This is a genomic window from Shewanella septentrionalis, assembly GCF_025370265.1.
Lineage (GTDB): Bacteria > Pseudomonadota > Gammaproteobacteria > Enterobacterales > Shewanellaceae > Shewanella > Shewanella hafniensis.
The window spans coordinates 149,123-160,275 of the sequence record NZ_JAMTCC010000008.1 but is presented as its reverse complement, the minus strand read 5'-3'; the positions used below and the strand labels follow the sequence as shown (position 1 = coordinate 160,275).

The window sequence follows — 11,153 nt, the reverse complement described above, 5'->3', positions numbered from 1 at the left end:
GAATTAGAGAGTTAAGATACGCAGCGGGTGACTTGATATTGGCGTGCATAGCCCTGCGGATTAAATTGCCAAGATAGTATCCACGCCATCAGACTTATGCCACCGAGCAATAACCACGCACTGTTAAAGCTATTGAAATTATCGCGAATTAATCCAGCAATCCAAGGCGAAATGGCGGCAATGGTATAACCCACACCTTGTACAAAGGCGGTTAATTTACCCGCTAACATCGGATTTTGTTGATGATCCATAGTCACAATTAATCCGAGTGGAAAAATCCCGCCTATGCCTAATCCCGCAAGTCCTGCCCATAAAAATAGCGACACTTGAGGGGCGAGTGCAAGTCCCATAAAGCCGATGAGTTGCAGTAAGCACAGTAGGGCAATAATAGCGCGTCTGTCCGTTGACTTGCTGGCAAGCCAAGGAAACACTAAGCCCGCGATCACTTCCATACTGGTTAAGAAACCTAACACTAATCCCGATTGAGTTTGGCTATAACCTAGCTCGACCGCGTAGGGGGCTAACCATGCAAGCACGCAGACATAACAGCTTGTACCTAAAGCAAAAAATATCGCCAATAACCAACTGCGACGAAAACGCCAAAAGCTAAGCGGCACAGTTTGCTCCGTAGTTTGATTCGCTAATACGGCTTTGTGTTTAACCATCAGCCATAGCGCCAGTGCCACGACGCCCAACCATGTCCAATGGCCTAAGCCCGCACGCCAACCTAAGTTCATCCCGATAAAAGGCGCACTGCTGGCGGCCAAAGCAGCGCCGCCCATAATGGCGGTGACGTAAAGCCCCATCATTAAGGGCACCCGTTCACCGAAATTGAGTTTGATCATGGCTGGCATGATGGTTTGAATAAGGGCGATACCGACTCCGGCCAGTAATGCCGAGCAGATAAGCCAGCTTGCATCCATCGCCCAAAATCGCATCGCCGTGGCGATGATCAAGAGGATCAATGATCCCGTCATTACGGTATTGAATCCTAAACGTTTGGCGATACTAAAGCCTGCAAAGCAGCCCAATCCCATGGCGAGCACGGGCAGCAATGTCAGCATAGACGCTAAGGTAAAACTTAAGCTGATATCCTCTTGTATGCTGGGCAGTAAAGGCCCAACCGAGGCGAGAATGGGGCGCAGATTTAGCCCGATAAGAATGAACGCGATTCCGAGAAGCAATAAATTCGCTTTCTCTGACTGGGGTGACCGCATGGATTGTCTCCAAAAATAAGCTGAGTTTGATTTGCTGAAAGAGTGACCTGTAGCGGCATTTAGCACATTCACGATGATTTCCAATCAACAACAGTAAGTTGAAGCAGCATCGCTACAGTTCAAAAAGAATCTCTTTCAGATGTATCTTGATATAAAGATATTTTAATTCTGTGAGATAATGACTAAGATGTAAAGAATGATATAAAGAATCTTTATGTTGAGATAAAGCTATGACAGCGAAAACGACACTCACTCACATGAGCCCTGCGGATACTAACGCGAGTCCTTCGGGTACTAACGCGAGTTCAGCGGATAAAAACGCGATTCCTTCGGATAAAGACCAAGCGGCTTCGAACACCAAAGCAGATGGCCTTGAAAGCGAAGATGGTTTGGATAGCATTGTCGGCCAGTGGCAGCAACAAGGGGTGACTGATGATTTGATCCCTATGGCTGTGCTTGGGCGAATCGCGCGTTTAACGAAATATATCGAAGTGGTGTTGCTGCAATGCCATGGCGAATTTGGCTTAGGTCAGGGCGAGTTCGATGTGCTCGCGACGTTAAGGCGATCGGGAGAGCCGTTTACCCTCTCGCCTTCGCAACTTTATCAGAGCATGATGCTAAGTTCTGGCGCTATGACGAGCCGTTTAGACAGACTCGAAAATAAGGGGCTGATAGAGCGGGCGCACAGTAAGGAAGACCGCCGCGCCGTCCATGTCTCGTTAACTGCCGAGGGTAAGGCGCTCATTGATAAGGCATTGCCGCAGCATATTCTATGTCAGAGTGCATTGTTAGCGGGCGTGAGCGCTGAAGATAGACCTGTGTTGTTGCAGATTTTAAAATCTTGGCTGAACCAATTTGAGCCGCAATAAATCGTTTAAACTTCACGTGAGTTTTAGTTTCTCGTGTTAGACATCTGGCGATAAGTGATAGCCGAGCGCTATTAGCCAATATGAGTCAGCCGCGCGGGACAACATTCGATAGTACAAGGGAGTTGCCATGGTAAAAAGACGTGAAGCATTTGAATTAGCAGGTAAACGAGTCACAGCAGGGACTCAATTGGGGATCAAGCTGGCCGCCGCTAAGTTGTATACCGATACGCAACTCGATATTCATGTTGAAGTGTTTCACGGGGCCAAACCCGGCCCAACTTTACTGGTTTGCGCCGCCATTCATGGGGATGAACTCAATGGTATCGAGATTTGTCGGCGACTATTAGCCAGAGTCAATCCCAAGAATCTGACGGGCACCTTGATTGTGGTGCCGATTGTGAATGTGTTTGGTTTTATTCAGCAATCCCGTTATTTACCCGATAGGCGGGATCTCAACCGCTGCTTCCCAGGCTCCAGTAAAGGGGCACTAGCAAGCCGGTTAGCCAACCTCTTTGCCACTCAGTTATTAGTCCATGCAACCCATGTGATTGATTTACATACGGGCGCGATTCACAGAGACAACTTGCCGCAAATTCGCTGTGATACCAGCGATGAGACTATGCTGGCCATGGCGAATGCCTTTGGTGCACCGCTGATTATGCATTCAAAAGCGCGCAGTGTTTCGATGCGGGGTTATGCTAATCAGCAGGGCATTCCGTGCATTTTGTACGAGGCGGGCGAGGCGCTACGTTTCAGTGAATTGTCGATAAAATCCGGCCTCAAGGGCGTGCTCAATGTGATGCGCAGTTTAGGCATGTTGAAGGGACGGGTAAGCAATAAGGGCTCGAGTGTTAGCGCCATTCGCAGTTATTGGGTGCGCAGCGAATCCGACGGCTTAGTGAATATGAAGCTCAAGCTCGGCCAGCGGGTGACTAAGGGTTATATCATTGCCCATATCGTCAGCCCCCACGGCGGTGACAGTGTGGCGATTCGTGCACCAACCGACGGCATCATCATAGGGATCAGCAATATTCCCGTTACTAACGAAGGCGAGGGCATGTTCCATATCGCCCAGTTTGAAGGCGACGAAATTGAAATGGCCAATGAACAGCTCGATGAATTTTTGATGGAATATGCTTAACCGCAGACTTGTTGGCATTGGATATACAGCCACAGAAGTCGCTAAGATGGTTTTGCGACTTCTGTGATCCTTTTTAAGTGCTTATTTTTACTTCGCTAACTTCTGCCTAGTCATCCTACGAATGCCATTTTCGACATTCCCAAATATCTAAACTCACTAGAGTTTAAACCGTTCCACTGAGCTGGTGAGTGAGTGGGCAAGCGTGGTGACTTCGTTGCTACGTTTGGCCATGTCCATGGCTTCATTGGCATTTTGATCCGCTGCTTGCGCCGCCTCGCTCATGCTTGATTCAATACGTTGACTGTAATCTAGCTGCTCATGGGCGGCGTGGGTGATTTCTAGACTCATGTCATTGAGTGTATGCAAAGTGCTTTCTATGTGGGTGATAGCATCCTGCAGATTTTGGCTTTGTCCGACACACTCATTTGCTTGATTTTGCCCCGTAGTAATTGCATCGGCTGCCGTGGACGTTTCTTTTTGCAGGGCCGTGATCATGGTTTGAATTTCGGCGGTGGCGGCTTGGGTGCGTGAGGCAAGTGATCGCACTTCATCGGCCACGACGGCAAAACCACGACCATGTTCCCCCGCTCTGGCGGCTTCAATGGCGGCGTTCAGTGCCAGCAAATTGGTTTGTTCGGCAATGCTGCTAATGGTGGTTAAAATGCTGCCAATATTATCGCTTTGAATGCTCAAGCGAGACATGACTTCAACTGAGCTACTTAAACGGGCGCTCAGTTCGGCAATTTTATTGCGATTATCATCGGCAATTTGCTTCACTTGATTACCGTATTTCGAGGCTTGACTGATTTGTCTCGCCGACTCACTGGCCTGTTCTGTCACTAGATTTGAGCTAGTAAACATCTGTTCTGCCAAGGCTTTCGTTTCATCGACTCGACTGATTTGCGCCGTTGCGGCATTGGCGATGCGCTGGCCTTGCTCATTGGTTTGGGTGGCAGAGCTGTCCAATGAATGGGCATTTTGGCTGATATTGGTTAACAGTTTGGCAAGATCGTCACTCAAGGTATTCATGTTATCGATTAGGGCACCAAATTCATCGTTATGGCGTTTATGAATGCGTTTAGATAAATCCCCTCGGGCGATACTGGCGAGTGCGCCGTTCACTAAGGCCAAGGGATTGAGCATGGCCTTGGAGGTGAAGAAGGAGATAAAACTCACCATGATGATAAATACCAGCGCTAGTACAATCGCTAAGGTTTGACCCTGTTGAATATCATTACTGGCGATGGTTTGCAGGCTGGTAAATCGGCGGTCGGCTAAGTTGATTAACTTATCTAAGGCGAGATTATTCGCATTAAACTCTTTATCGGCATCGAGGTAATGTTGCTCAGCTTGTCGTTGTGCCTCAACTACGGCTTCCTGCACTTTATAAAGTTCGGCAGGCGCTGCGATTAAGGTATTGATAATCACATATTCTTGCTCGAATGTTTGCAGTAGGCCTAAGGTATCAAGCCCATCAGTTTGTTGTTTTAAAAAGGTAAAGTTAGTGGTGAGGTTCCCCAGTAAAATACCGACATCCTGTTGGTGCGATTGAATAACATCCAAACTTTGAGTGTGGATCAGTTCCCCCATAGTGTTGGCTAGCGTATAGAGCATGTCGTCAATGCGAGTACCTGTGCCGACAATTTCTTCGAGTAAAGTGGGATTATCGGGGATGGAAAGAGTTTCGAGATCAATCATCGCATTACTGGCGTTGGTCTTGGCATGGTTAAAGCGCTCAAAGAGTTGCAGGTACTGCCGTTTTGCTTGTTCATTGGCGAGTTTAGCGCTAAACATGGCTTGGCTTTGCTGCAAATAGGCTTGGTATCTTGCCTGTGCTTCATCTAGAGAAGTCTGCATTTTAGGTTGATCTGCAACTCGCTCAATTAACTCATTTTCAATACTTTGATATTTCTTCTGCAGCGCGGTAAATGCTTGCTGACTTTTGGTTAAGGCGGCAGTGTCTTGCTGACTATGGGCTAAGGTGGCAAGGCGTGACATTTTTAATAGCACTAGTTGTAAGCTATTACTCTGCTTTTGCACCGGTACGGCTAAGGTTTCAATATTTTGATAGGCGGTTTGTACTTGGGAGAGTGAATAGTAGAAAAAGCTACTACCAGCGATGAGCAGCGCGCCAATTGCACTAAAACTAAAGATGATTTTTTGTTTTATGGTAAGCGTTAACATAGTGCGAAAACCTCTTCTATGACTGTCCCTGTAAAATGGGTTTATTAATGGTTAGATCGCTGTTTTCGTTGAAATATTGATTTAAGTGTAGCAGAGTTCGTCATAAGTACAGTGATTAGTTCAATTGAATGTTTAGATTTAATTTAGGTTAACTAGTTGGTTTTATTATTTAAAATTATTTCAACCCTATCTTGAAAAGGATTAAAGATGAAATCAGTCGTGTTAGGTGAAAACCTTATCGTACCGACAAAAATTCTCTGCATTGGGCGTAACTATGTTGAGCATATCCATGAATTAGGTAACGAAATCCCCGAGGATATGGTGGTATTTTTAAAGCCCAACTCGGCCATTTCGACTGTGCTTCATTCTGAGCATCAAGGGGAAACCTTGCATTATGAAACCGAGCTGTGTTTTATGTTTCAAAATGGCCGTTTCAGTAGCGTCGCCGTCGGTTTAGATCTCACAAAACGTGATTTGCAAACTAAGTTAAAAGCTAAGGGATTGCCTTGGGAGCGAGCAAAAGCCTTTGATGGTGCAGCGTTATTCAGTCCGTTTGTGGCGATTGATTATGCAGAGGCGCCGCTGCATTTTACCTTGAGTATCAACGACAACTTGGTGCAAGAGGGGCATATCGATTTAATGATCTACAAACCTCAGACCATATTGTCCGAACTACAAGCGTTTATCAGTCTAGATGACGGCGATATTGTGATGACAGGCACCCCCAAGGGCGTGGGAAGTATTCCCGCTAAAAGTGTATTCAACGTGACGCTGAGCCGGGGTTTGCAAGCGAGTGCTGAGCCCTTACTCGAATGGCAATGGTTAAGTGTTTAGTGATAAATCGCTGAGTAGCTCGCATGATTGAACCTGATGACGTAAAAAAGACTGCTGTATTGCAGGTGTCAATTTGCCAGCCTCTGCAACAATTTTTGCTTGCGTTAGGGGCGAGTCAAGCTGCTGTTGAACGTTACTTACCACAGTTTAAAGCGTTGAACGTGCCGGCGGGAGAGGTGCTTCTTGGCCAAGGAAATGAGCAGTCACAGGCATATTTTGTTGTGGATGGTATCGTGCGCGCTTGCCATTATACTCAGGAGGGCACAGAGCGCTGTAAGGAGTTTTATTTCGAGGGTGAATTGTGTTTTTTGTATGTCAGTTGGCTTAAGCAAATTCCCGCTCGTTACCAATTAGAAGCTTTAAGCGCCTGTAAACTTATCCAAATGCCGTTATCCGTGTTGGATGATACTTCGCTGCAGCCCGTGCAACTAGGGTTACTTAAACAGCAATTATTGTATAAAGAACAAAAGGAAGCCTTTTTACTGCTGCACACACCTGAGCAACGTTATCTGTATTTACGCGAACATTCACCATTTTGGCTTGAGCGGTTAAGCCAAGGTCAGCTAGCTAATTATATTGGTATTACGGCAATCAGTTTGTCGCGTATGCGTCGACGACTTCAAGACTCTTTTTAACGTTTTTTGCCCCCAGTTAACTTAAGTTAATGCGCTAAAGCGCGATTTCCATGATGCTGAGCCTTAAGTTGCGCTCTCAAGTCTGTAAGGCTTGCAATCTGAGTGCGCATTATTGCTTAAAGCTAAGGGGCTTAATAAGTTGACTGCGTTTACTTTGTCTCAAATTTTGGTGGCGATAGCCATTATCTTCGATCTGATTTCGTTTCAATTTAAGGCGCGGGAGCGGATTGTCGCCTGCCTTTTTGTATCGGGTATTCTGATTTCTATTCATTTTTGTCTGTTGCAGCAATGGACTGCTGCAGGCTTAATGGGCATAGCCACAGTGCGTTATCTCACCAGCATGTTTACGACGTCAAAGGTGGCCATGTGGTGTTTTTCTAGCGCAGCAGTGGCAATGAGTATCGTGACCTTCAATGGCATAACGACAGTGATCAGTTGTATAGGTACCTTGTTTCAAACCCGCGCCGCATTCTGTCAAAGGGATAAAGATCTTAGATTACTGATGATAGTCGGAACCAGTTTTTGGCTTGTTCACAATGCCTTAGTGGGATCGCCCGTGGCGGTATTGATGGAGATATTATTTATTGGCAGTAATTTGCTGGGCTATTATCGGCATTATTTTCGCGGGCGGCTTAAGCAACTTCCGTGATCAGCCAAGGTCATCTCTAGCCTTAACTGAGAGGTTAAATTTTTAGTGCTTGCATAGTCGTTTTGGCGTTGATGTGAAGAGCATCTTTGTGCGTGATTAATCTAGGATAGCTAGAGTCCCGCGACGGCTTCCATATCCAGCTCGATATCAGTACAGCCTTTGGCACAGTAAATTCCTGCCGCTTGTTCGGCTTTTGCCTGCTCAGGCAATATCACTTTAAGTGTCAGTTTACAGCTGGGACATTGCACTGGCTTACCTTTAAATACCCGTTTAATCAGATTTTTCTGCTCATTAAACGAGGTTGCAGTGGTTTGATTTAACACGGCAAAGGGGCTAGTCGAAGCAGTTGTCATCGGCAGTGAAATCCTTAAAAATTGAGTGAATGATATGGCTTAAAAATGAGCAACTCACGACGCTGTCAATCGGCATTTGCCTTAGTTGTGGCGATTATAGCCTGAGTTTAGGTGATATTGAAAAGCTCAAATGCAAACAGCGAACGGTGCTTTCATGGCTTAGGCCGCTTTTAGCATTTTCCTCGTCTACTGATATAGGTTGCATATGGGAACTATACCGAATATAAATAGCATATGCTATAAACGAGGTGTAACATGGTCAGACCAAAAATCCCCAGAACTATTTGTGGCCAAAGAGCCAATATCTGTTTTAAGCCTAATGGCATTCCTATGACACAGTTAGAGCAGGTGCCGCTGGCCGAGGACGAAATCGAGGCTATGCGCTTAGTTGATTTACTCGGCATGCAGCAACAGGAAGCGGCTAAATCAATGGGTGTATCACGTCAAACCTTGGCGAATTTAGTTAAAGGGGCAAGGTATAAGGTGGTTGATAGCTTAATCAACGGTAAAGCGCTGATGACAAACAATATCAACTGAGTATTGAACACTGGTAACGCGTATCGACGTGTCTAGGTAAGTGTAATGCAAGCAGTATTGAAAGACTCGGGCCTCAAAGTCACCACTCAAAGATGCAAGTTGCTTAAGTTTTTAACTCAAGTCGATAAGCAACATTTAACCATCGAAAATATCTATCAGGGGTTAAATGCGCAGGGCGAGACCATGGGCCTCAATACTGTGTACCGAATCATGGCGCATTTCGAACAAGCCGGCTTAGTGGTAAGGCGGCTTTTTGAGTCTGAAACTGCGATGTATGAGCTCAATGGGAAACCGCGTCATGAGCATTTAATCTGCTTAACTTGCGGCAAGTTAGTCGAGTTTGCCGATCCTTTGATTGACTTACGTTTATGGTTAGCAGCTGAACGTCACGGTATGAGTATCGATCATCACAGCCTTAATATTTATGGTCACTGTTTTGATTGTAAGCAAAAGCTTGAGAGCAAATCGGGTAGATAGACGAAATATTATTCGTTAATTTTATTGGAGAAGAACATGACTAAAATAGTGATTGTAGGCGGTGTTGCTGGTGGCGCATCTGCAGCAGCAAGAGCAAGACGTGTATCAGAAACTGCTGAAATTATCATGTTAGAGCGAGGCGAGTTTATTTCATTTGCGAACTGTGGCTTGCCTTATCATATTGGCGGTGAGATAGAGTCTAGAGAGGCCTTGTTGCTGCAAACGCCTGAAAGCTTTAAATCACGTTTTAATATTGAAGTGCGCGTGTTTAATGATGTGATTGCAATTAATCGACAAACCAAGCAGTTAAGCATACGTAATCTGCTCACAGATGAAGTCTATCAAGAGTCATATGATAAGTTGTTGCTAAGTCCAGGTGCCTCGCCAATCAAACCTCCAATTAGCGGCATTAATAGTCATTTTGTGCATAGCCTGCGAAATATTCCCGATATGGATAAGGTGTTAGCGAACCTTCTGCTGCATAAACCTAAGCATGCCACTGTCGTCGGTGGTGGCTTTATTGGTTTAGAGATGGCAGAAGCACTACGACATCGAGGATTAGAGGTGAGTTTACTAGAGCTTGCCGACCAAGTGATGGGGCCGGTCGATGTTGAAATGGCCAATATACTACATCAAAAATTAGTCGATAATGGCGTGGATTTACGTTTAAAAACAGGATTGACCGCAGTTCATGAGCGTCCTAATCAACCGGCTGAATCCGACATTACCGATGACTACGATACGCCAGTGTTTCCTCATTACCATCTACATTTAGATTTGAGTGATAACAGCAGCTTAGCTACAGATTTAGTGATCCTTGCCATAGGTGTTAAGCCTGAAACCCGCTTAGCATCTGAATGTGGTTTAACCTTAGGCAAGCTCGGTGGAATTTACGTTGACGCCAGTATGCGCACTTCTGACCCGGACATCTATGCCGTAGGCGATGCGATTGAAACTGATGATTTTGTTACAGGTAATCCAATACTTATTCCACTCGCAGGTCCCGCCAATCGTCAAGGTCGATTAGCCGCAGATAATATGCTTGGCGGCAATAAGCTGTATCGCGCCACCCAAGGTACTGCAATCTGTAAATTGTTTGATATGGCAATCGCCTCAACGGGGTTAAACGAGAAGAGTTTGCTAAGGCAAGTTATTCCGTTTGAAAAGATTTATGTGCACACCGCTAGCCATGCCAGCTATTACCCTAGAGCACATCCCATTACCCTAAAGCTGTTGTTTTGCCCTGATAACGGCCGTATTTTAGGGGCTCAAGCCGCTGGGATTGATGGCGTCGACAAACGCATTGATGTGTTAGCAGTAGCACAACGGGCAGGAATGACAGTTTATGATTTAGCCGATCTTGAACTCACTTATGCACCACCCTTTGGCTCGGCGCGTGATGTAGTGAATCAAGCCGGCATGGTGGCTGCAAACGTCTTATTAGGTGATGAATCCATTTGCCATTCTCAGGAACTAGATCATCTGACGGCTGAACAAGTCATTATCGATGTGCGCAACCCGAGCGAGCTAACGGCAGTGGGTGCCATTGTTGGTGCGATTAATATTCCGTTGCCAGTACTGAGAGACAGGCTCAATGAACTTCCTAAAGACAAAGAACTGCTCGTATTTTGCCAAGTGGGTCTGCGCGGGCATGTCGCTTATCGGATGTTAGTGCAACATGGTTTTAAGGTACGCAACCTCAGTGGTGGCTATAAAACTTATCAAATGGTTAATGCACGTTTTTAGTGAAGAACAGCATTAAAGATGGATTTTAAAACCATTTACATCCATCAATAAATAGGTGCAGCGTGAACAATTATCAAAATTGTAAACAAAGCCACAGCCAATGCCTTGTCTGTGGCGACGCGACTCAAAACCCTTTGTCGTTGCAGTGTAAGTTTTTTGCTGACGGTAAGGATCAGGTTGTGGGTTATCATAAGGTCAATCGCCAGCTTCAGGGCTATAACAACCTACTACATGGAGGCGTTGCCAGTTCCTTAGTGGATGCCGCTATGACACATTGTTTATTTATGCAGGGCATAAAAGCATTAACTGCTGAAATGACTGTGCGTTTTGTTGCGCCAATAAAGGTGGGAGATGCCATTAAAATTGTCGGCCGAATCGTGAGCCAGCGTATGGGAATGTACCAATTGGAAGCCTCACTTTATGTGGCTGATATCGCGTGTGTGACTGCTAAGGCAAAATTTATTCAACCTAAGAGAGGTGTAATAAATTAACCCTGTTAGGTAGCCGTGTA

Annotated in this window: 12 protein-coding genes; 9 read left to right on the top strand and 3 right to left on the bottom strand. The window is 45.7% G+C overall.

Translation table 11 applies throughout. The features are described from left to right. Positions 1-11 precede the first annotated feature (11 nt). Entirely contained in the window at positions 12-1,217 is a 1,206-nt protein-coding gene (locus NE536_RS06590) for an MFS transporter (RefSeq protein ID WP_261272192.1), read from the bottom strand. Between the two features lie 230 nt (positions 1,218-1,447). Between NE536_RS06590 and NE536_RS06585 the strand changes: the two genes are divergently transcribed. Continuing rightward, positions 1,448-2,086 carry a MarR family winged helix-turn-helix transcriptional regulator gene (locus NE536_RS06585; protein WP_261272191.1) on the top strand — a complete coding sequence of 213 codons (639 nt, stop codon included), beginning with the start codon at positions 1,448-1,450 and terminating at the stop codon, positions 2,084-2,086. Between the two features lie 127 nt (positions 2,087-2,213). Continuing rightward, complete coding sequence (locus NE536_RS06580; protein WP_006080925.1) at positions 2,214-3,227, top strand: succinylglutamate desuccinylase/aspartoacylase family protein; 1,014 nt, start codon at positions 2,214-2,216, stop codon at positions 3,225-3,227. 156 nt (positions 3,228-3,383) lie between these two features. On the opposite strand, the gene NE536_RS06575 is transcribed toward NE536_RS06580, so the two are convergent. After that, complete coding sequence (locus NE536_RS06575; protein ID WP_261272190.1) at positions 3,384-5,411, bottom strand: methyl-accepting chemotaxis protein; 2,028 nt, start codon at positions 5,409-5,411, stop codon at positions 3,384-3,386. A gap of 207 nt (positions 5,412-5,618) precedes the next feature. Between NE536_RS06575 and NE536_RS06570 the strand changes: the two genes are divergently transcribed. The 3 genes from NE536_RS06570 (at position 5,619) to NE536_RS06560 (ending at position 7,529) form a co-directional block, all read left to right on the top strand. Continuing rightward, entirely contained in the window at positions 5,619-6,245 is a 627-nt protein-coding gene (locus NE536_RS06570) for a fumarylacetoacetate hydrolase family protein (RefSeq protein WP_261272189.1), read from the top strand. 23 nt (positions 6,246-6,268) lie between these two features. After that, on the top strand, positions 6,269-6,880 hold the full coding sequence (locus tag NE536_RS06565; RefSeq protein ID WP_259563934.1) for a Crp/Fnr family transcriptional regulator: 612 nt from the start codon (positions 6,269-6,271) through the stop codon (positions 6,878-6,880). 139 nt (positions 6,881-7,019) lie between these two features. Continuing rightward, a complete protein-coding gene (locus NE536_RS06560; RefSeq protein ID WP_220592436.1) occupies positions 7,020-7,529 on the top strand; it encodes a YgjV family protein in 510 nt (169 codons plus the stop codon). 110 nt (positions 7,530-7,639) lie between these two features. Here NE536_RS06560 and NE536_RS06555 read toward each other — a convergent pair whose 3' ends face one another. Next, positions 7,640-7,882: a hypothetical protein gene (locus NE536_RS06555; protein WP_261272188.1), complete on the bottom strand. Its 243-nt coding sequence runs from the start codon at positions 7,880-7,882 to the stop codon at positions 7,640-7,642. Between the two features lie 255 nt (positions 7,883-8,137). Between NE536_RS06555 and NE536_RS06550 the strand changes: the two genes are divergently transcribed. From NE536_RS06550 to NE536_RS06535, 4 genes are all read left to right on the top strand, one after another. After that, the gene (locus NE536_RS06550) at positions 8,138-8,419 is read left to right on the top strand and encodes a DUF134 domain-containing protein (protein WP_006085187.1); all 282 of its coding nucleotides are present in this window, start codon (positions 8,138-8,140) and stop codon (positions 8,417-8,419) included. Between the two features lie 45 nt (positions 8,420-8,464). Further along, entirely contained in the window at positions 8,465-8,896 is a 432-nt protein-coding gene (locus NE536_RS06545) for a transcriptional repressor (RefSeq protein WP_261272187.1), read from the top strand. Between the two features lie 36 nt (positions 8,897-8,932). Further along, positions 8,933-10,642, top strand: coding sequence for an FAD-dependent oxidoreductase (locus NE536_RS06540; RefSeq protein WP_261272186.1), 1,710 nt, complete (start codon positions 8,933-8,935; stop codon positions 10,640-10,642). Positions 10,643-10,704: 62 nt separating this feature from the next. Further along, complete coding sequence (locus NE536_RS06535; RefSeq protein WP_261272185.1) at positions 10,705-11,133, top strand: PaaI family thioesterase; 429 nt, start codon at positions 10,705-10,707, stop codon at positions 11,131-11,133. The last annotated feature ends 20 nt before the right edge of the window (positions 11,134-11,153 follow it).

Bases quoted from the DNA above. Each gene is read 5' to 3' on its own strand.
- NE536_RS06550 (WP_006085187.1), top strand. From the start codon at position 8,138: ATGGTCAGACCAAAAATCCCCAGAACTATTTGTGGCCAAAGAGCCAAT.
- NE536_RS06540 (WP_261272186.1), top strand. From the start codon at position 8,933: ATGACTAAAATAGTGATTGTAGGCGGTGTTGCTGGTGGCGCATCTGCA.
- NE536_RS06545 (WP_261272187.1), top strand. From the start codon at position 8,465: ATGCAAGCAGTATTGAAAGACTCGGGCCTCAAAGTCACCACTCAAAGA.
- NE536_RS06590 (WP_261272192.1), bottom strand. From the start codon at position 1,217: ATGCGGTCACCCCAGTCAGAGAAAGCGAATTTATTGCTTCTCGGAATC.
- NE536_RS06570 (WP_261272189.1), top strand. From the start codon at position 5,619: ATGAAATCAGTCGTGTTAGGTGAAAACCTTATCGTACCGACAAAAATT.
- NE536_RS06555 (WP_261272188.1), bottom strand. From the start codon at position 7,882: ATGACAACTGCTTCGACTAGCCCCTTTGCCGTGTTAAATCAAACCACT.
- NE536_RS06575 (WP_261272190.1), bottom strand. From the start codon at position 5,411: ATGTTAACGCTTACCATAAAACAAAAAATCATCTTTAGTTTTAGTGCA.
- NE536_RS06565 (WP_259563934.1), top strand. From the start codon at position 6,269: ATGATTGAACCTGATGACGTAAAAAAGACTGCTGTATTGCAGGTGTCA.
- NE536_RS06580 (WP_006080925.1), top strand. From the start codon at position 2,214: ATGGTAAAAAGACGTGAAGCATTTGAATTAGCAGGTAAACGAGTCACA.
- NE536_RS06585 (WP_261272191.1), top strand. From the start codon at position 1,448: ATGACAGCGAAAACGACACTCACTCACATGAGCCCTGCGGATACTAAC.